Raw genomic sequence first — 20,742 nt, 5'->3', positions numbered from 1 at the left:
CTGAGCCCCCGCGTCTCACGTGCTGCGCTATCGCGTCGCGGACTCGATGTTGCCGCGGTAGGTGTTGATCAGCCGGGAAGCCTCGGCGAGCTCCTCCGACATCCGCTGGAACGCCTGGCGGTAGTTCTGCCAGGCGCCGCCGAACCGCACCGCTCCCGGGCCCGTCCATGCCGTGCCGACCTTCGCCGCCTCGCGGTCGAGCGTCGCCATCGTCTGACGCACCTGCTCGGCCTGCTGCGTGAACTGAGCGGCCATGTTCTGCATTTCCGCGGGGTCGCCGCCGAGCAAGCTCTGGCTCATGCCGGTCTCCTTGGGGATCGTATGCACACAGGGGGTAGCCAAACGCCCCTACCTTAGACGTCCAGCCCCTAGGATGCACTGCTTATAGCGACTGGATATCGCGTTCAACCCGCTTATGGGCCCCAGTTATAGGCCCCAGGGGCCTCATTTCCCGGGGCGGGGGTAGGGGCTCTCGTGAGATCAGAGGCCGCTTACACTCCGTGGAAGGCGCGCAAGGCCCTTGGGAGGATCAGACCCCTTGGGAGGAAAAGGAAAGGGACGACCTCGGTGGAGAAGGTCCTGATCGCCAATCGTGGCGAGATAGCGGTACGGGTCGCCCGGGCATGCAAGGACGCCGGGCTTCTCAGCGTGGCGGTGTACGCCGAGCAAGACCTCGACGCTCTGCACGTCCGCATGACGGACGAGGCGTACGCCCTCGGAGGGCGGACCCCGGCCGAGACCTATCTCGACATCGGCAAGATCCTGCGGATCGCGGCCGAGTCCGGCGCGGACGCCGTGCACCCGGGGTACGGCTTCCTGGCCGAGAACGCCGAGTTCGCCCAGGCCGTGATCGACGCCGGCCTGACGTGGATCGGCCCGCCGCCCGCGGCGATCACCGCCCTCGGCGACAAGGTGGCCGCGCGCCACATCGCCCAGCGGGTGGGCGCCCCGCTCGTGGCCGGCACCCCCGACCCGGTCTCCGGGGTGGACGAGGTGGTCGAGTTCGCCTCCCAGCACGGCCTGCCCATCGCGATCAAGGCGGCCTTCGGCGGTGGCGGGCGCGGGCTGAAGGTCGCCCGCACCCTGGAGGAGATCCCCGAGCTGTTCGAGTCGGCGGTGCGTGAGGCGGTGACCGCGTTCGGGCGCGGCGAGTGCTTCGTCGAGCGCTACCTCGACCGGCCGCGCCACGTCGAGACGCAGTGCCTGGCGGACCAGCACGGCGGCGTCGTCGTGGTGTCCACGCGCGACTGCTCTCTCCAGCGGCGCCACCAGAAGCTCGTCGAGGAGGCCCCCGCGCCCTACCTCTTCCCCGAGCAGCTGGAGCTGCTGTACTCCTCCTCCAAGGCCATCCTCAGAGAGGCCGGCTACGTCGGCGCGGGCACGTGCGAGTTCCTGGTCGGCCAGGACGGCACGATCTCGTTCCTGGAGGTCAACACCCGCCTCCAGGTCGAGCACCCGGTCAGCGAGGAGGTCACCGGCATCGACCTCGTGCGCGAGATGTTCCGCGTCGCCGACGGCGAGCCGATCGGTTACGACGACCCCGAGGTCCGCGGGCACTCGATCGAGTTCCGCATCAACGCCGAGGACGCCGGCCGCAACTTCCTGCCGAGCCCCGGCACGCTGACCACCATGCACGTGCCCTCGGGCCCCGGCGTGCGCCTGGACGCCGGGTACGAGCCGGGCATGACCGTCCCGCAGTCCTTCGACTCGCTGGTCGCCAAGCTGATCGTCACCGGCCGCACCCGCGCCGAGGCCCTGGCCCGCTCGCGGCGCGCGCTGGCGGAGTTCGTCATCGAGGGCATGCCCACGGTCATCCCGTTCCACCGGGCCGTCGTCGAGGACGCCGCCTTCACCGGCGAGCCGTTCGGCGTGCACACCCGCTGGATCGAGACCGAGTTCACCGGCGCGATCGAGCCCTACGCCGGGGACGTCGCCTCCTCCGAGGAGCCCGAGGAACGCGAGCGCGTGATCGTCGAGGTCGGCGGCAAGCGCCTGGAGGTCGTGCTGCCCGCCGCCTCCAGCACGACGCGCCAGGCCACCAAGAAGCCCGCCCGCCGCGCGGCCGGCAGGGGCGGCGCGGCGGCCTGGGGCGGGGACGCGCTGGTCAGCCCGATGCAGGGGACCATCGTCAAGGTGGCGGCCTCCGACGGCGACGCCGTCCAGGCCGGCGACGTCATCGTGGTGCTGGAGGCCATGAAGATGGAGCAGCCGCTCACCGCCCACAAGTCCGGAACAGTCACCGGGCTGGTGTCCACGGTCGGCCAGACAGTCACGGCCGGCGCCGCGATCTGCGAAATCAAAGACGCCTGATCCCGTTCGGGCCTAAAAAGGGCGCTCCGATCGCCGTGCCGGGGGCGCGGCGATAGGCACAGTTCGGGGCGCGGCGGTGTTCTGGAGTCCTCACGCGCGAGGGATCGTCCCTCACCCTCGCGTGTGAGGGCGGACGAACGCCGCCAAAAGGGGCGTCCCGAACCGCCGTGCCGGAGGCGCGGCAATCGGCACAGGATACGGTGGCCAATCGAGGAACCTTGTCGACCCGCCGTTCGTCCTGTAGGGCGAAGGAGGCATATAGCCGTGACCACTCATTCGGTGCGCCGCGCGGCGGCCACAGTCGTGGCCGCCCTGGTCGGCCTTTTCACGCTGCTCGCGCTGGCGCCCTCGGCGCAGGCCGCGGCCCCACCGCCCGATCCGAGCACGATCGTGGCCGCATGGAAGACCGGCGACCCTGTGTTCGCCGGCCCGGGCGTCACACTGAGCAAGGACCAGCTGTCCGAGATCCGTGACGCGGTCAAGGGCGCCGATAGCAAGATCTACGTGGCCGCCCTCGCGGACGGCACGGTGACCAGCGGATCCGCCGCCGGGCAATTGATCACCGCCCTGGGCCAGTCGCTCGCCCAGGAAGGCCGCAACCGCGCCACGGTGGCGATCCTGGACGGCAACTCGCTGTTCGCCGGCTCCAGCGCGATCCGCAGGACCGGCCTGGCCGGCGACCTCGCCGAGGCCGCCGTCGCCAACAACAAGGACGTCGTGTCGGGCATGAAGGACTTCGTGGCCCGCGTCGACAAGGCCGTCAGCGGCGACACCCGCGGGGCCCTGAAGACGGGCAGTTCCGCGGGGGGCGGCGGTGGCGCGGGGGTGCTGATCGGCATCCTGGTGATCGCCGCGGTCGGCGGCCTGGGCATCTTCCTGATCTCCCGCAAGAGGCGGCGCGACCGCGAGGCGCGTGAGGCCCGCGAGCTGGCCGCCGTCAAGCAGACCGTCGAGGAGGACGTCACCAAGTTCGGCGAAGAGATCACCGCGCTGGACCTGGACGTCAAGGTGGCGGGCGCCGGCGCGTCCGACCAGGACGACTGGCGCCAGGCCCTCGACTCCTACGAGCGGGCCAAGACCGAGCTCGCCGCCGTCAAGCGCGCGGACGACCTGCGCGGCGTGACCGGCATTCTCGAGGAGGGGCGTTACGCCCTGGCCTGCGTCAAGGCGCGGGTGAACGGCCAGCCGATCCCCGAGCGGCGCGCGCCGTGCTTCTTCAACCCGCAGCACGGCCCGTCCGCCCGCGACGTCCGCTGGGCTCCGCCCGGTGGCGCGCCCCGTGACGTCCCGGCCTGCGCCGACGACGCGCGGCGCGTCGAGCAGGGCTTCGACCCGATGACCCGCGAGGTCATGATCGACGGCGAGCGCCGCCCGTACTACGACGCGGGCCCGGCCTATGCGCCCTACGCCTCCGGCTACTACGGCGGCTTCGGCGGCGACCTGATGACCGGCATGCTCATCGGCACCGTCCTCGGCAGCTCGCTCGGCGGCTTCGGCTGGGGCGGCGGCGGGTACCACGCCGGGTACGAGGCGGGCTACGCCCAGGGCGCCGACTCCGGAGTCGGTGACTTCGGCGGTGGCGGCGACTGGGGCGGAGGCGACGGAGGCGGAGGCGACTGGGGCGGCGGCGACTTCGGTGGCGGCGACTTCGGCGGTGGTGGCGGCGACTGGTGACGGTCCCCGGGGCACCGCCCCGGCCCGCACCGGCCGGCGCATGACCTCACGACGCTGAGCGGTCTCAGCACGCACGTTCACGGAGCCCCGGCGGCCATCGCCCGCCGGGGCTCTTCCGTGTCCGCAGGCGCCCACAGGGGCCCGTCAGGGTCCATACGGCGCGGTGAGGCGGGGAGCACGAAAGCGATCTGCAAGGGACGTGCAACCCCGCGTATATGATCATCTGCGAGACTCGGCGCAGTTGTCGAGGAGGCCTGTGTTGCGTCGTTCAATCCCCCTGGCCCTGGTATGCGCGATTACCGGGTTGTCCGTGCTCACCGTGCTCACCGTGCCCGCCGGGCCCGCGTCGGCGGCGGCGCCGTCGTCCGCTTCGGCGGCCCACACGGCCCACACGGCCCACACGGCCTCCGCGCCCTGCAAGCCCGGCTCCGGCCTGAAGCTGCGCGGCAAGGACTTCACCGGCGGCGCCACTCTCCCGGACAACCTGCGCTGTGCCGACCTCACCAATGCCAAGCTGGACGAGGCCGACTTCACCCAGAAGGATCTCAGCGGCGCGCTGCTGCACAACGCGTCGATGAAGGAGGCGGACTTCACGCAGGCGAAGCTGGAGTACGCCGACCTGACCGGCGCGGATCTGTCCAAGGCCGATCTCGGGCAGATGCACGCCAAGCACGCCGTCCTGCGCAATGCCGTCCTCACGGACGCCAAGGCGGGCCAGGCCGAGTTCCCGCACGCGGACCTCACCGGCGCGATCATGGCGCGGGCCGATCTCACCCAGGCGGACCTGACGGACGCCACGCTGGTCGACGCCGACCTCAACGAGGCGACGCTCGGCCAGGTCGAGGGCAGGAACGCGGACTTCACCCGCGCCAAGATGCGCGAGGTGAAGCTGGGGCAGGCCAAGCTGCAGTTCGCGGTGTTCAAGGGCGCGAACCTCACCGAGGCGGAGTTCACCCAGGCCGAGCTGCGCGGCGCCGACCTACACGGCGCGACGGTGCAGGACGCGTCCTTCATCCAGGCCGACGACGTCAACCTCACCGGCGCGCTCGGCGAGCCGAAGAACGTCCCGGACGACGCGGTCGGCAGCACCTCGGACATGCCCGACTTCGGCTCGGGCACCGACACCGGCACCGACACCGGCGGCGGGGTGCTCCCGGCCACGACGACGGGCGGGCGCGGCGGGCTCGGGCTCGTCCTGGTGATCCTCAGCGGGCTGGGGCTGAGCCTCACGCTGATCCTCTGGGGGCTGTCCTACCGCCGCCGGGTGGAGCGGACCGCCCGGTTCACCGCCGCGCGCCGTACGGCCGAGGAGGACGTGATCCGGCTCGGCGAGGAGATCGACGCGCTGGACTTCGACTACAAGGTCAACCACATGACCGCGGGCAGCGTCGACCAGGACTGGCGCCGCGCCCTGGACGCCTACGAGGCGGCCAAGCAGGCGCTCAACACGGCGCAGGACATCCCGCAGCTCGGCGGGGTGGCGTCCGCGGTCTACCAGGGACGCGACGCCCTCGGCCGCGTCCGCTCCCGGATGAGGTGACCCGCCGTCCGGGGCGTCAGAGGACGGCCGAGGTGACCGGCATCATCAGCCGCCGCGCCGCCTCGGTGATGGACCCCGCCAGCGACGGGTAGACGGCGAACGAGTGCGCGAGCTGGTCGACGGTGAGCCGGTGCTGGACGGCGATCGACAGCGCCAGGATCAGCTCGGACGCGCGCGGGGCGACCACGACGCCGCCCAGGATGATGCCGGTGTGCGGGCGGCAGAACAGCTTCACGAAGCCGTCGTTGAAGCCCTGCATCTTGGCCCGCGGGTTGGTGGCGAGGGGAAGCTTGATGACGTTGGCCTCGACCTCGCCCTGCTCGATCTGCCGCTGGGACACGCCCACCGCGGCGATCTCGGGGTCGGTGAAGATCGTGGAGGCGACGGTCGCGAGCCGCAGCGGCTGGACAGCCTCGCCGAGCGCGTGCCAGACGGCGATGCGGCCCTGCATGGCGGCCACGGAGGCGAGCATCAGCACGCCGGTGCAGTCGCCCGCCGCGTACACCCCGGGGGCCGAGGTGCGCGAGACCTTGTCGACCTGGATGAAGCCGTAGCGGTCCAGGGTGACGCCACACTCCTCCAGGCCGATGCCGGAGGTGTTGGGGACCATGCCGACGGTCATGAGGCAGTGGGTGCCCTCGGCGGTGCGCCCGTCCTCCAGGGTGACGACAACACCGTCCTCGGTGCGCTTGACCGAGGACGCGCGGGACCTGCCCATGACGTTCATGCCGCGGCGCCGGTAGACCTCTTCGAGGACCTCGGCGGCGTCGGCGTCCTCGTTGGGCATCATGCGGTCGCGGGAGGAGACGAGCGTGACCTCCGAGCCCAGCGAGCGGTACGCGCCGGCGAATTCGGCGCCGGTGACACCCGACCCGACGACGATCAGGTGCTCGGGCAGTTCGTCCAGGTCGTAGAGCTGCCGCCAGGTGAGAACGCGTTCCCCGTCGGGCTCGGCGCCGGGCAGCACGCGCGGCGTGGCGCCGGTGGCCACGATGACGACGTCGGCGTGGACCGTCGCGTCGCCCACGCGCACGACCTGCGGGTCGACGAGGCGGCCCCTCCCCTTGATGATCTTGACGCCCTCGGCGACCAGGCGCGCGCCGATGTCGTTGGACTGGGCCTGTGCCAGCTCCTTGACGCGGGTGTTTACCAGCGGGAGATCGACGTAGATGCCACCGACGTCGCCGTCGAGCCCGCCGGTGAAGTTGACCCCGAGGGACGATCCATCCAGGAGGGCCTGTTTACGGACAGATGTGGCGATCATGGTCTTGGACGGCACGCAGTCGGTGAGCACGCAGGCTCCGCCGGGACCGTCCTGCTCGACCACGGTGACCTCGGCGCCGAGCTGCGCGGCGACCAACGCCGCCTCGTAACCGCCAGGCCCACCACCAATGATCACAATCGTCGTCACATACCCCATTGTCCCGCATGCGATGGGGTGCCCGTGGTGCAATACCCATACAGAAGGCGCGTAGGCCGGTAAAAACGGTGATTTATCCACGAAAACCCCTATGAATCCACGGGTCCTGGACGCGATCACCGGAAGAACGCGACGCGCCGCCCACACCGGGTCGCGTGTTGCGAGCGCCGGGCCGGATCAGCGGGCGGATCTTGGATTACCCTTAGATACCGTGCCTGTTTACGCCGCCTATGGCAGCAACATGGATCCCAAGCAGATGGCTCAGAGGGCTCCGCACTCGCCCATGCGCGGGACCGGCTGGCTGCAAGGCTGGCGCCTGACCTTCGGCGGTGAGGACGTCGGCTGGGAGGGCGCGCTCGCCACCCTCGTCGAAGACCCCGACGAGCACGTCTTCGTCGTTCTCTACGACGTCCCCGAGTGGGACGAGCAGTCCCTCGACCAGTGGGAGGGCGCCGCGCTCGGGCTCTACCACAAGGTCAGGCTGCGCGTGGCCACCCTCGACGGCGAGATCGTCGCCTGGTTCTACGTGCTCGACGGTTACGAGGGCGGCCTGCCCTCGGCCCGCTACCTCGGCATCCTCTCCGACGCCGCCGAAAAGGCCGGCGCCCCCGACGACTACGTCACCGACCTGCGCACCCGTCCCTGCACCTCGATCGGCGGCTGACCGGGGCCGTCGACACGCGGGCCCGCGACCGTCGTCCCGGATCACCCGGGTCACCCCACGGACAGGATCTCCGCGAGCGTCCGCGCGGCACGCAGCGCGTCCCCGTAGGTGTTGTAGAGCGCTGCGAAGCCGAAACGCAGCACGTCCGGCGGACGGAAGTCGCCGATCACCTCCCGGGCGGTCAGCTCGCCGATCAGCTCCCGCGCGGCGTGGTGGCGCAGCGAGACCTGGTGCCCCCGCCACTCGTCCCGCGGCGTCACGACCTCGATCGCGTTGCCCAGCAGCTCGTCCACGCATTCCATGAAGAACCCCGTCACCGCAAGCCCCTTGGCCCGCACGGCGGCGAGGTCGACGCCGTCCCACACCTCCAGCGCCGCCTCCAGGGCGGCCAGCGAGAGGATGTCGGGCGTGCCGGCGCGGGCGCGGGCGACGCCCGGCGCGGGCTCGTACGACGGCGCCATCGCGAACGGGTCCCGGTGCCCGCCCCAGCCCGGCAGCGGGGTGCGGAACGACGCCTGCAGGCGATGCGGCACGTAGACGAACGCGGGCGAGCCGGGGCCGCCGTTGAGGAACTTGTACGTGCAGCCCACCGCGAGGTCGACGTCCAGGGCGTCCAGCTCGATCGGCAGCACGCCCGCGCTGTGGCACAGGTCCCAGACCACGCGCGCGCCCGCCGCGTGCACCTTCGCGGTCGCGGCGGCCATGTCGTACAGCCGGCCGGTCCGGTAGTCGACCTGGTTGAGCAGCGCCACGGCCGTCCGCTCGCCCAGCACCTCGTCCAGGTCGTCCACGGCCGCGGGGACCACCTGCGTGCCGGTCAGCTCGGCCACCGACTCCGCGATGTAGCCGTCGGTGGGGAACGTGGCCGCGTCCACGACGATCTCGCGGCGGCCGGGCGCCAGCCGCACCGCGGCCACGAGGACCTTGAAGATGTCGACGCTGGTCGAGTCGGCGACGACGACCTGCCCAGGGGCGGCGCCGACCAGCGGCGCGATCCTCTCGCCGACCCGCTCGGGCGCCTCCCACCAGCGCTCCGGCCACGACCTGATCAGCCGCCGCCCCCACTGCTCGCGCACGACCTCCTCGACCCGCCCGGCGACCCGCCTCGGCGGCGCTCCGAGAGAGTTGCCGTCCAGGTAGACGACGCGGGGGTCGAGGTCGAACTCGGCGCGCAGGTAGGCCAGGGGGTCGCCGGCGTCCGCCTTCGCCGCCCGCTCGTTCAGATCCGCCATGTGCTCGTGTCCTTCCCCCGCGCGTGCCGTCGTCTGGGACCACCTTCCCCGGCATCCGCCCGATCATCCCACCAGGTGATAGGTCGCCTGACGGACCGGTGGCTCAGCACTGACCGTCGGCGATCACCCAGTAGTTCGTCCCGGTCTGGCGGAGTGTGTGGGTGACCATGACGTTCCACAGGCCCATCGCCTGGTTGGACCCGAGCGCGTAGGTGTACCCCAACGACGCGTACGCCCGGCCTGCCACGGTGTGCGCGTAATTGCTCGCGGTGACGCACGGGCCGCCCCCGCCGCCGGTGGTGGTGGCCGTGACCGTGGCCGACCGCGCACCCTCGGCGCCCGATGAGGTCACGGCGCTCACCGCGTAGGTGTAGCTCGTGCCGGACGCCAGGCCGGAGTCGGTGTACGTCGTCCCGCCCACCGGGGAGGCGGTCACCTTCGCACCGTTGCGGTACACGTTGTACCCGCTCGCCCCGGAGACCGCGTCCCACGACAGCGACGCGGAGGACGCCGTCGTGCCGGTCACGGTGAGGCCGGCGGGCGCTGGCAGCGCGGGCGGGGGCTGCGTGCCGCCGCCGTTCAGGCCCCAGGTCGTGGCGACGTAGTACGACGAGCAGATCGTGCTGATGTAGTACTGGCCGGTGCTGCCGCACTGGTCGGTCGCCGGCCCCGGGCTCACCGGCAGGCCGTGCGCCATGCCGCTGATGGTGTACACCTTGACGGCCGCCGTGCCGGTCCCGTCGGCGTACTCCTTGAGCGTGGTCCCGCCGGGGAGGCTGGACGTGCTGGTGGGTGTCTGCGGCACGCCGAAGACATTGGTCCACTGGTCGCGCAGCTGGTCGGCGTTGAAGGGATAGACCGTGGTGTCGCTCGTCCCCTGCCAGACGGCCACGCGTGGACGGAGGCCGGAGTAGCCGGGGTAGGCCGCGCGGACCAGATCGCCCCACCTCTGGGGGGTGTACCCCTTGTTCTGCGACAGGCACAGCACGCCGCTGACGGTGTCGGTGCCGCAGCCGTAGGCGATGCCGCTCATCACCGCGCCGCCGGCGAACACGTCAGGGTAGGTTGCCAGCATGACACTGGTCATCGCGCCGCCCGCCGACAGGCCGGTCACGTAGACGCGGGAGCGGTCGACACCGTAGTTCGCGACGGCGTAGTCGACCATCTGCTTCACCGACAGCGCCTCGCCCTGGCCCCGGCTCGTGTCGCCGGGCAGGAACCAGTTGAAGCAAGATTGGGCGTTGTTGCCCGACTTCTGCTCGGGCAGCACCAGCGCGAACCTCCACAGGTCCGCGTACTTCTGCCAGCCGGAGTGGCCGAAGTAGTCGGTGGCGTTCTGCGTGCAGCCGTGCATGGCGACGACCAGGGGCGCGTTCGACGGCAGCCCGTCCGGGCGGTAGCCGTACATCGACAGGTTGCCGGGGTTGGACCCGAACCCGCTCACCGCGGTGAGCGAGGCGGCACGGGCGGGGCCGGGGACCTGTGCGACGCCGAGGACGGCGACCACGGCGGCCAGGAGGGCGAGCAGGAGGAGCCGGGAGCGAGGGGCGGCCAGAGATCGCGGACGGATCATGGGGGGTTACCTCCGCAGGTGAGGCCTTTGCGGCACGAACGGCCACAGAGTTCCCGCCAGCGTAGGTCGCGCTTCCGCGCCGAATAATGGGCCGAGGTCACACAGTGTCACGGCGTGGTGTGTGACGACGCCATGTCGGCGAGGTGTCGGGCGCTTTACGAAATACCCTCAAATATCACCTCCCCCAAACGTCATCGGAGTCGTCCCCCGGACTGAGGGCGGCCGGGCGCCGTTCGACTCACGGGCCGGAACGTCCCAGTACATTTGCTCATCTCACACGCGGGAACGTCCCAAGAGATTTGCTGACTCCGGCGGCTTTTCCCGCTTCTGGCATGGACCAGCGCAAACATCACGTGATGCTCCCGCGCGGGCGGTTGATGAGACCGTCCAAGATCCGCATGCTCGGCATCGAACCTGCGGACGGTCGCCGCACGGTGGTCTGGCCCGGGGACGTAAGGAGTGCCCATGCGTGAACAAGGACGCGTGCGGTGGAGGCGCTTTGCCGCGATCTTCATTCCCGCCACCCTGGCGGCGTCCCTGCTGGTCTTCGCCGCCGCCCAGGGCGCCATCGGCGTCTCCTTCGTCGTCTCGGGGAGGAAGATCAAGACCTCCGTCGAGAAGCTCCGCGCGTTCGACGTCACACAGTTCGACACCACGGTGGAGACCAAGGACGGCAGGAAGATCCCCGTGCACGTCGCCTCCAACAAACGGACAGAGTCGTTCGGCTTCTGCCAGAGCTACCTCTTCGACACCCCGCTCGGCCCCGCGACCCTCAAACTCACGGGCGGCACCAACGGCGAGCCGGTGATCAGCCGCGACGCCGTCCTCTACGCGCTCCGCTTCACCAACGACAAGATCACCGCCACGAACGACAAGCTGGGCCTGGACGCCAGCACCGTGGAAAGCGTCCCCGGCGTCAGCGGCCCTCCGGGTTTCGTCGGCGAGCACGCCGACACGATCACAGTATTCAACTCCCGCCAAACCCTGGTAGCCAGCACCGCAGGCTCAGTCACCACCCCCGACAGCGTCGTCCGCGTCATCCCAGGCGTGCACGAATGCTTCTGACGCGAACCTGGATGCGCTCGCGGCCGTTCTGGGGCGGGCTGTTCACGTTGCTCGCGGGCGTGGAACAACTCGCCGCCCCGTTCACACTGGAGGCGCTCCCCCTGGTCATCCAGTCACCCCAGGCCGGACTGACCTCCGTGATAGCGGCCACGATGATCATCCTGGGCGTGCTGCTCTGGCTCCAGCCCGCACAGCGCGTCTTCCTCGGCGCCGTGGCGATCCTGCTGTCGATCGCGTCGATCGTCTACTCCAACATGGGCGGCTTCCTGCTCGGCACGCTCCTCGGCCTCCTAGGCGGCGCCCTCTCCGCCGCCTGGACCCCGAACCCTCCCCCCGGCCGGCCCCACGAGTCCTCCGAAGAGCCATCCCCGGAACCGTCCATGGCAGCGGCCGACGTGCCACACTCGGCACCGCTACGGGTCCAGGGGCACACGGGAGGTCTCGATGAGCAGTGACGAACGACTCGAAAACGCCAGGCTGCTCTACGAGCGGGCCCTCTTCGGCGGCGACGCAAGCGCCCTGGACACCGCCGACCGCGAGTTGAACGCCGTCGAAGCCGACCTGTCCCTGGCCCGAGGCCGCATCCTCCACGCCCGCTTCTTCGAAACCCAGAAAGATGACCCAGACGAATTACGCCTCTTCCACCACGCCGCCGACCTGTACCAATCCCTCGGCGACGTGCGCGGCGAAGCCGAAGCCCTCTTCTGGATAGGCATCTACCACCAGGCCGTCCGAAACGACGACACCACCGCCGTCCCCGCCCTAGAACGCTCCCTGACCCTCGCGAAGGCCGCCAACGCCGACCTGACGACGTCCTACGCCCTCCGCCACTTGGGCATAGCCGCCCACAAGACAGGCGATCTCAAAACCGCCCGCACCCACCTGGAAGAATCCACCCGACTCCGCCGAAGGTTGAACTTCCTCCCCGGAACAGCCGCCAACCTGGTAGGCCTCGCCTACATACTAAAGGGAAATTAGATTACTGGACTGGGTTCGGTCAATTGCCGGACGATTCGAAAAGCTATTGAAACAGTACTCGGCGTGACGAGAGAACCGGGGAAGCGAATCCCGCGCCGCGTACTTGAGGAAACCAGGCTGCTCGTGCTCAGCGCTATCGACAAAGGCATGACCGTCGAGGAGGCGGTGGCCATCTTCGGTGTCGGACGCTCGACGGTATTCGGTTGGCTCAGGTTGCGCAGCGAATCCGGGCCGGCCGCGCTGGCGGTGAAGATGCCACCGGGGCGCGAACCGGCATTGACCGACAACCAGATGGCGCAACTGCGCGCCTGGATCATCGGCCAGGACCCGCGTCAACTGCAGTGCGACTTCGGCCTGTGGACACGCGAGATGGTCGGCGAGCTGATCAAGCGAAGGTTCGGCGTCGAGTTCACCCCGCAGTGGGTCGGCAAACTGCTGGCCCGGCTTGGTCTTTCTCCGCAGCGGCCCCTGGTCCGCGCCTATGAGCAAGACCCTGAGCGCGTACGCCAGTGGAAGCAGGTCGAGTATCCCAAGATCCGGGCCCAGGCGATCAGCCAGGGCGCGAGCATCTACTTCGCCGATGAGGCGGGGGTGCGGACCGACCACCATTCGGGCACCACCTGGGCTCCGATCGGGCAGACTCCGATCGTTTCGGGAACGGGTAACCGGCGGTCGATCAACATGATCTCCACGGTGAACACCAGGGGGAAACTCCACTTCTCGTTCGTGGAGGGCAAGCTCGACTCGGCGGCGTTCATCGACTATCTCAAAAAGCTCCTGCATGACGTGCTCGGGAAGATTTTCCTGATCGTGGACGGGCACCCCGCGCACCGGTCCGCTCAGACCAAGGCGTTCGTCAAGTCAACGAAGGGGCGCTTGAGGTTGTTCTTTCTTCCGCCGTACTCACCCCAGCTCAATCCCGATGAGTGGGTGTGGAAGAACATCAAGCATGACCACATCGGCCGGATGATCGTCCGATCCGTTGAGGAGTTGCGAGACGGGATTGAGAAGGCGGTCACTCGCCTGCAAAAGACCCCGGAGCTGGTCCAGGCGTTCTTCCGCGACCGGGACCTCCTCTACATCACGACCTGAGAAACAGCATCTACAGTCCAGTAACTTACTTTCTGCTTAGTAACCGCCGCCGAAGGCGACCCCGACAAGGCCCTGACCCTGCTGAACGAATCCGCCGCCATCGCCGAGCTACTCGGCGCACACGGCGTCACACGGTCGATCGAACAGGCACACTCGCAGCTATAGACCCGCCCGATCTTTGGAGTCACGACCCGATCTGGAGCACAGCTCGAACGTCACGATGCAGAAATATATTGTCGGTTACAGACTCTTTCAGAAAAACCTTAAGGCCAGCGTGATCCTTTATCGCGACCAGTGCCACGACCAGCGGTTGCACCAGCTCATTCACCACACCGCTCAGCCAGGCCTCGGCCCCCAGACTCCGACCAGCGTCGGCGTCAAGCAATCTGGCCTTGGCACGCAGTCCGTCAAATTCCTCGACGCGGAACCTGATCGGCGATCTCACTTCAGAGAGCCAGATGTCCTCAAACATGGAAAGCAGCGAGATTCCCACGTTGATATACCACCCGTCCACGAGCTGAGACTTTTCCAGATTGACGACAACGTGCACGTCACCCTGGCACCGATGCCAACCGTTCCCTCTTTTCTTGAATCCATATTCCGAGAACTTCGCCTTGAGGGCCTTACGTAGTGCATCTTGCATTTCAGCACCTCTTGTACCGATCAAGATAGCCCGTCCAAGAGTCACCTGTCATCTTTTCGAGCTCATCGATATAGCGATTCAACTGCCTCTTACCCTTCGCCCCGTTGCCGGCCGCGTCGGACTTCAACTCTCGCACCACACGATTCTTCCAGTCTACGGCATCCGGACGCTGCCCGCTGGGCAGGCGCTTATCATAATCATACCCATCACCCAGGGCATTTCGATAATTCTCATGCACACGCCGCCCATTCGCAGTATCGGCGCTTTCACCCCCCGCACCTGAAGTGAACCGCCCCGAAGCATCCCGCGGCTTAGGTGCATTATGAACCAGAACAGCACGACCGCCCTGCATCACGTAATACGTGTGAAGGCCGGCGATCGTCAGGTTGTGGACATGCTCAGCGGCGGTCCACTTTTTGATGGCGGTGATCTGGACGCGGGTGCCAGCGCTGGTTTGAAGAAGTGTGCCGACACGGAGTTCGGCTGCAGTCAGCCAGGTATGCAGTTTCGGGACCCAGAACGGGTGTCCTTCTGTGGCGATCACTACGCCCGTCGCGTCACCCTTTGGGCCGTCTGCGTCGGCGGTGATCTCGACCAGGCTCTTGTCGCCGTCGCCGGTGATGAGGTCCAGGACGAGGCGGGGGCCGGTCTGGCCGGTTTCCGGGTCGGTCGCCAGGACCCAGTCGCCTACCTGGACTTCCTCGATGCGCTTTCGGGTTCCGTCTGCCATGAGGACGAGCGTGCCGACGACGAAGCTGTTGCGGCCGAGGCAGCGTTCAGCAGGCTTGAGGATTTTGGGGAGTTTGCGGCCGAGTTTGATGGCGCCGCCGGCGAGTTTGCCGACGGGGATCACCCCGGCCGCCGCTACGGCGCAGTCGATCAGATTCGGATTGGCGATGCAGTTGACCGCGTCACCGATCGTGAAGTCGCAGATGATGTTGTTGCTGCAGTCCTGCGCGAACTGCTCGATGGGGGAAGGAGCGCCGCCGCCGGGTGGAGGACATCCGCCGGAGGGGCCCCAGAGCTGCATGCCCCCCGTGTTCCCGCAGTCGCCGGAAGGAGCACACCTTCCCATGCAGGAGATCAGGTCCGGGTTCGGAGGAGGGCACTCGGCGTCGGGAGAAGCGAAGTTACAGTCAAGGACATCCAGGTCCGGGTTGTACCCGTAGATGTAGCACGTCTTGCATCCGGTCTTGGCTTCGGGCGGGAGTTTGTCGCAGTACCCCATGTTCGGGCCGTGACTGCAGTCGATCTCCGGCTTTGGCGTCGGTCGATTCGGCTGGTTCGTAGGCCCTCCGCAGGAATATCGGCATGGTGTCGGCGTTGTAACCGTGGTTTGCTCAAGCCGATCATTAGATGGGGACTTGTCCCGAGGAGGTTGCGGCGCATCGCAGTCTTTATTTCCTAGATTACAGTAATCCTTGGACTTGGGCTGCGCATTGCAGTTCTTGTTACCTCCATTGCAATAATCTTGCGGGGGAGGCGCGGTCTTGCGTCGCGGTTCTCTCCACACGAGCCCTGGAAAGCAGATAAGTCGGCCTGCCCAGAAACAAGTCTGAGTTTTTATCCATTCATGTCCACTGGGATCGACATGTATCAATGGGTTCGCGTTCCCATACGCGTACCTATTGTGCCGGGCGGAAGGAACAGAGCCCAGAGTCCAGGTGTCGCGGCTAGTGAAGGTGCCGGTGCCGGGCTGGTACCAGCGGGCGTGCATGTTCACCTTGCCGGTGGCGGGGTCGGTGAGTTCGCCCTGGTAGCCGAGGTCGTGGCGAGCGCCGTTGCGTGCGGTTTCCTCGCCGAAGGGGTTGTAGGCGACCGAGTCGGCCAGTGATGTGGCTGTGCTGGTGAAGGTGCCGATGACGTCGCCGTGCTGGTCGGTGAAGGCGAAGCGGGGGCCGGTGCCGTCGGAGATGCCGATGGGCTCGCCGCCGACGCCTCGGCTGTAGCTCGCCTGCTTGACGCCGGCCGCGTCGGTCATGGCGACGATGTCGTTGGCCAGGTCGCCGTACACGTACCGGCTGACCGCCGCGCCCTGGGTTCGGCTGGTGACGCGGTCCAGGGCGTCGTAGGTATAGACGGCCTCGCCGTCGCTGGTCATGCGGTCTAGGGCGTCGAACTGGAGGATCTTGGTGACGTTGCCCTTGGTCTCGCTGGCGGTGGTGCCGCGTGCGGTGTAGGTGTAGGTGGTTCCGTCGCCGGACAGCAGGCGGTTGCGCTCGTCGTAGGTGAAGGTCTTGGCGCCGGCCTTGGTGCGGTTGCCGCTGTCGTCCCAGGTGTAGTCGGTGACGGCGCCGCCGGGGGCGGTCCAGGAGGTGAGCCGGTTGCTCCAGTCGTAGGTGTAGGTGTTGGTGCCCGCGCCGGCGGTCCCGGCGGTGGTCTTGGTGGTGAGGTTGTCGTCGCGGTCGTAGCCGTAGGTGATGGAGGCGATGGCCGCGCCCGCGGAGGTCTTCAGCGTGTCGCCGGTCAGGCGGTCCATCGGGTCGTAGGCGTAGGTCCGCTTGGGGCCGCTGGTGCCGTAGTCGATGCCGGTGAGCCGGTCGGCGTCGTCGTACCCGTAGGTGAGGGTGGTGGAGGTGACCGGGTCGGTGTACGTCTTGAGCCGGTCGGCGGCGTCCCAGGTGAACGTGGCGCTGCCGGCGGCGTCGGTGCGCTGGGTGAGCCGGTCGTTGGCGTCGTAGCCGAAGCTCGACAGGGCTGCGGGGGTGCCGGCCTTGACGGTGGTCAGCAGCAGGCCGCGATCGTTGAAGTCGAAGGTCAGATCACCCGCGCTGGTGCGCCTGCCGGCCAGGTCGTACCCGAAGGTGTTGGCCTGGGTGGCCGCTTCGGCGCCGGTTCCGGCCTCGTTGGTCAGGCGGTCGAGGTTGTCATAGGTGTTGGTGACGCGGACGTTGCCCGGCTGCAGCACGCTGACCTGGTTGCCGGAGGCGTCATAGACGAAGGTCCAGGTCCGGTCGGACAGGTTGGGGTGGGCCTGGGTCGCGGGTTCGACTCGTGTCTCCACCCGCCCGAGGGTGTTGTAGGTGGCGAGGGTCGCGTTGCCGCGGCCGTCGGTGGTCCGGGTGCGCTCGCCAGCGGCGTTGTAGCCGAAGGACGTGGTGATGGACTTGGTGGCCGAGACGGGTTCGACCAGTTGGGTGAGCCGGTCGGCGGCGTCGTAGGTCCGGCGGGTGAGATGCCCCTCAGGGCTGGTCTGCCCGACGAGGTTGCCTGCGGCGTCGCTTTCGAACCCGTAGGTCCGCAGCACGGTGCCGGAGGCGTTCAGGTCCTTGGCCGCGGTCTTGCGCCCGGCCAGGTCGTACTCGGCGACGGTGGCGTTGCCAAGCGCGTCGGTGACCTTGGTGGTCCGTCCCGCCAGGTCGTACTCGAAGGTGGAGGAGTGGTTCAGGCCGTCGGCCTGCGTGATGATCTCGCCGGCGGCGTTGACCGTGGCCTGGGTACGGTTCCCGGCGGGCTGGACGACGGCGACGGGGTTGCCCGCCGTGTCGTACTCGGCCATGGTCGTCAAAGCGACCGCGGTGGGCTTGCGCTCGAGCTGCGTCGTGGTGACCTGACGGGCGAGCCCGTCGTAGGTGCCCTCGATACGAGCCCCGGTCGGGTCTGTGGAGGAGAGCCGCTCGCCGGTGAGGGTGTAGGTGTAGTCCCAATTACCGCGCGGCGCGCCCGTGGTCGCGGGCGGGTCGGTGATGCGCACCGTGCGGCCGAGGACGTCGTAGGTGATGTTGGCGACGTTGCCGCGTGGGTCGGTGATCGCGGTCATCCGGCCAGCCGCGTCGTACTCATACAACGTGCGCGGGGTGACGGCCGTCCCCCCGGGCGGCGTGTACGGGGTGCCGGTGATCGAGGTGATCCGGCCGGCCTTGTCGTGGACCATCACACCGGCCCGGCCCTCAGGCCCGGTCTCGTGGGTCTGCTCACCCGCGGTGTTGTAACCCACCTTGGACGTGGGACGCTCGGTGACCGGGGCCGAGCCGCCGCGTTCCACAGCGACCGGCGGCTCCTGCACCTTGACGACCCTGCCGAAGGCGTCGTAGTCGATCAACGAGGTGTAGTCCATCCGGTTCGCACCGGCGGCGTTGCCGCGCGGGTCGGTGACCTCGGTGACCAGGCCGCGATCGTCCAGCTTCCAGGTGGTCATCAGATCGGCGGAGCCGTTTTTCACGGTCTGCTCGATCATCCGGTCGCCCGCGTCGTAACGGTAAGACTCGGTCTCCGTGCGCGGGGTGCCGGTGGCCGTCAGGGTCTTCTGGGTGACGTTGGTGTTGGCGTCGTAGGCGTAGGCGGTCTTCCTGCCCAGCCCGGCAGGGTCCAGGGTGGAGGAGGTCATCCGCCCGGAGGCGTCCCAGACGTAGTCAACGCGCGTCTTCCCACCACCGGCGACCTCGCGGGTCAGGTTCCCCGCGGCGTCGTAGGTCGCCGAGGACAGCACCACGTCGACCGGCGTGGTGGAGGCGTTCAGCCTGGCCTGGGAGGCGATCTTCTCTGCCAGGGTGTCGTCGCCGAAGTAGGTGTAGCGGGTGGTCCGGCCAAGCGCGTCGGTCTCCGAGGCCAGCCGCCCGCCCGGGTCATAGGCGTAGGAATGCACGACCACGTCCTGCGCGGGCTGGGGGCCGATCGGGCTGCCCGTCCAGCCCTTCAAGGTGACGGTGGCCGACTCACCACGGGCGGTGTACCCATAGTCATAGGTCGCACCCGCCGCGTCGACCGTGTTGACGACCCTGCCGCGGTGGTCGTAGCTCGTCCGCTGGACGCCCCCCTCAGGCCCTGTCACCTTCTGCACACGCCCGTAGGTGTCGTATTCGTAGGTGGTCGTACGGGACGGATCGCCACCGGTCAGGTCGGCCAGCGTCTCGGCCAGCTTGTTGCCGTCGGCGTCGTAGGTGTAGCCGGTCTCGGCCGTGTGGGTGACGCCGCTGATCTGGTTCTTGACCCCGGACGCGGTCTGCTTGGCCAGGCGTCCATAGGCGTCGTAGGTGAAGGTGCTGGTGCTCGTCGCGCCACCGGGTGTCTCCGGGTCCGACGGGGTGACGGGGGTATCCTTGTCGGACTGGATCTCCGCCTCCGACAGAGCCCTGTCATAGACGCGGACCTCGTCGATCAGGCCTGCGAAGTGTTCCCCCCAGATGCCGTTCCCGCCGATGCGCAACGGCCCGTCGTCGCCACGAAGCGTCCCCTGGAAATCGGTCTCGGCGGTTTTGGCGCCGTTGAGGTAGAAGGCCAGCTTCGATCCGTCGTAGGTGAGCGCCAGATGCGACCAGGTATTGAGCGGAATGTCCTCTGTGGAGTCGACACTGCCCTCGGTGCCGTCGGTGTTGACCGCCCACCCGTTGGGCTGCGTTCCATTGGACGCGTAGAGGGCGTAGGACAGACCTCCGCTGAACTCCTTGAGGATGGCCTGACGCCAGTTGTCGAGGACCGTGGGATTGACCCAAGCCATCAGCGTCATCCCGTCGGACAACCTCAGGGAGGGCGAGTCGGGGATGGTCACCAACGAGGAGGTCCCGTTGAACGACAGCGCCTTCCCGAACTTCCCGGACGTCGCCCAAGTGGTGTCCGTGGCGGTGCCCGCCTGAGAGTGTCCCGAGTCGTCGGCGACAGCGGTCCCGGACCCGACGTTGAATCCGTAGGCGGCGACGGGACCATCCTGAGTCGCGAGCGGAGCCGGGGCCTGCCCACCACCGGAGATCCGACTGGTGGAGGTCTTGCGTCCGATCGCGTCGTAGGTGTATGCGGTGACGAGGCCGGTGGGCTCGGTCACCTGGGCCACGTCGCCCGCAGCGGTGTAGGCGTATGTGCGCTGGTTCCCCTTGGGGTCGGCCTCGGCCTTCAGCAGGCCGGCCGGGGTCGTCCCGCCGCCGACGGCCGCCTCGCTGCCGTCGGTGTAGGTGTAGGTGGTCGACCGGCCGTTGGGGAAGTCGAGGGTGGCAGGTGTCGTCTCCTTGGCCTTGTCGCCGAAGGTCGTGTACTCCCACTTCGTGGCATAGGTATTGCTGCCGCTGCCTGGCGACCGCGCGTCCCGGTATGCCGTCACCTGGTCGTTGCGGGGGTCGAACAGGTCGGCGGTGTTGAGGTAGTACGACGCGTAGGTGGTCTGGCAGTCCCCTGGCGCGCGGCACTTGGTCATGCTCAGTTCGTTGCCGCGCTCGTCGTGCGTCAGCTGGGTGGTGTTGCCGTTCCGGTCGGTGATCTTGCCGACGTAGCCGCCTGTGTCGTACTCGTAGGTGGTCTTCTTGCCGAGTTGGTCGGTCTTGCTGGTCGTGCGCAGGACGCGGAGCGCGTCGTGTACGGAGGTCAGCGTGCCGTTGTGGGGATCGGTGACGACCACGGTGGCCTGCGGACCCGCGCTGTACTGCAGGGCGCTCAGCTTCCACAGGCCACCGTTGAGGTCGGTGTGGGTCTGCAACCGGCCACCGTCGGCGACATAGGAGTTCTGCGCCCACACCCGCCCGGAGGGCATCGTCGCCTTGGTCATCTGGGCGGCTGCCGTGCCGGCCTGGTAGTGGGCGCGGATCTCGGTGGCGGGCAGTGTCCGGTTGTAGGTGGCGATCTCG

At 68.4% G+C, this 20,742-nt stretch carries 14 protein-coding genes; 8 read left to right on the top strand and 6 right to left on the bottom strand.

The features are described 5' to 3' along the window. Nucleotides 1–27: 27 nt before the first annotated feature. On the bottom strand, nucleotides 28–300 hold the full coding sequence (locus AB0M95_RS15215) for a WXG100 family type VII secretion target (protein ID WP_358524830.1): 273 nt from the start codon (nucleotides 298–300) through the stop codon (nucleotides 28–30). A gap of 267 nt (nucleotides 301–567) precedes the next feature. Between AB0M95_RS15215 and AB0M95_RS15210 the strand changes: the two genes are divergently transcribed. The 3 genes from AB0M95_RS15210 (at nucleotide 568) to AB0M95_RS15200 (ending at nucleotide 5,524) form a co-directional block, all read left to right on the top strand. After that, complete coding sequence (locus AB0M95_RS15210; protein WP_363764056.1) at nucleotides 568–2,310, top strand: biotin carboxylase N-terminal domain-containing protein; 1,743 nt, start codon at nucleotides 568–570, stop codon at nucleotides 2,308–2,310. Nucleotides 2,311–2,574: 264 nt separating this feature from the next. Beyond that, the gene (locus AB0M95_RS15205) at nucleotides 2,575–3,984 is read left to right on the top strand and encodes a hypothetical protein (protein ID WP_363764053.1); all 1,410 of its coding nucleotides are present in this window, start codon (nucleotides 2,575–2,577) and stop codon (nucleotides 3,982–3,984) included. Between the two features lie 256 nt (nucleotides 3,985–4,240). Beyond that, a complete protein-coding gene (locus AB0M95_RS15200; protein WP_363764050.1) occupies nucleotides 4,241–5,524 on the top strand; it encodes a pentapeptide repeat-containing protein in 1,284 nt (427 codons plus the stop codon). Between the two features lie 16 nt (nucleotides 5,525–5,540). Here AB0M95_RS15200 and AB0M95_RS15195 read toward each other — a convergent pair whose 3' ends face one another. Next, nucleotides 5,541–6,935 (bottom strand): NAD(P)H-quinone dehydrogenase, encoded by a 1,395-nt coding sequence (locus AB0M95_RS15195; protein ID WP_363764047.1) that lies wholly within the window; start codon nucleotides 6,933–6,935, stop codon nucleotides 5,541–5,543. A 220-nt stretch (nucleotides 6,936–7,155) separates the two neighbouring features. Here AB0M95_RS15195 and AB0M95_RS15190 point away from each other — a divergent pair, with 220 nt between their 5' ends. Then, nucleotides 7,156–7,608 carry a gamma-glutamylcyclotransferase gene (locus AB0M95_RS15190; RefSeq protein WP_363764045.1) on the top strand — a complete coding sequence of 151 codons (453 nt, stop codon included), beginning with the start codon at nucleotides 7,156–7,158 and terminating at the stop codon, nucleotides 7,606–7,608. 50 nt (nucleotides 7,609–7,658) lie between these two features. On the opposite strand, the gene kynU is transcribed toward AB0M95_RS15190, so the two are convergent. Next, nucleotides 7,659–8,840, bottom strand: coding sequence for a kynureninase (gene kynU / locus AB0M95_RS15185; RefSeq protein WP_363764042.1), 1,182 nt, complete (start codon nucleotides 8,838–8,840; stop codon nucleotides 7,659–7,661). A 103-nt stretch (nucleotides 8,841–8,943) separates the two neighbouring features. Beyond that, nucleotides 8,944–10,413: a PHB depolymerase family esterase gene (locus AB0M95_RS15180; protein ID WP_363764039.1), complete on the bottom strand. Its 1,470-nt coding sequence runs from the start codon at nucleotides 10,411–10,413 to the stop codon at nucleotides 8,944–8,946. 465 nt (nucleotides 10,414–10,878) lie between these two features. Here AB0M95_RS15180 and AB0M95_RS15175 point away from each other — a divergent pair, with 465 nt between their 5' ends. The 4 genes from AB0M95_RS15175 (at nucleotide 10,879) to AB0M95_RS15160 (ending at nucleotide 13,548) form a co-directional block, all read left to right on the top strand. After that, nucleotides 10,879–11,478 (top strand): DUF6230 family protein, encoded by a 600-nt coding sequence (locus tag AB0M95_RS15175; RefSeq protein ID WP_363764036.1) that lies wholly within the window; start codon nucleotides 10,879–10,881, stop codon nucleotides 11,476–11,478. After that, entirely contained in the window at nucleotides 11,469–11,933 is a 465-nt protein-coding gene (locus AB0M95_RS15170; RefSeq protein WP_363764033.1) for a DUF6114 domain-containing protein, read from the top strand. The genes AB0M95_RS15175 and AB0M95_RS15170 overlap by 10 nt, the downstream gene beginning before the upstream one ends. Next, on the top strand, nucleotides 11,923–12,456 hold the full coding sequence (locus tag AB0M95_RS15165; protein WP_363764030.1) for a hypothetical protein: 534 nt from the start codon (nucleotides 11,923–11,925) through the stop codon (nucleotides 12,454–12,456). The genes AB0M95_RS15170 and AB0M95_RS15165 overlap by 11 nt, the downstream gene beginning before the upstream one ends. Before the next feature lie 63 nt (nucleotides 12,457–12,519). Beyond that, a complete protein-coding gene (locus AB0M95_RS15160) occupies nucleotides 12,520–13,548 on the top strand; it encodes an IS630 family transposase (RefSeq protein ID WP_363764027.1) in 1,029 nt (342 codons plus the stop codon). A 184-nt stretch (nucleotides 13,549–13,732) separates the two neighbouring features. On the opposite strand, the gene AB0M95_RS15155 is transcribed toward AB0M95_RS15160, so the two are convergent. Next, nucleotides 13,733–14,191, bottom strand: a complete 459-nt coding sequence (locus tag AB0M95_RS15155; protein ID WP_363764024.1) for a DUF4304 domain-containing protein — start codon at nucleotides 14,189–14,191, stop codon at nucleotides 13,733–13,735. Between the two features lies 1 nt (nucleotide 14,192). After that, nucleotides 14,193–20,742: LamG-like jellyroll fold domain-containing protein (locus tag AB0M95_RS15150; RefSeq protein ID WP_363764021.1), on the bottom strand; the 6,550-nt coding region annotated here is incomplete at its 5' end.

The organism is Sphaerisporangium sp. NPDC051017, from assembly GCF_040683095.1.
Taxonomy (GTDB): Bacteria; Actinomycetota; Actinomycetes; order Streptosporangiales; family Streptosporangiaceae; genus Sphaerisporangium.
The sequence above is the reverse complement of the archived record's forward strand: the minus strand, read 5'-3'. Positions and strand labels throughout refer to the sequence as shown.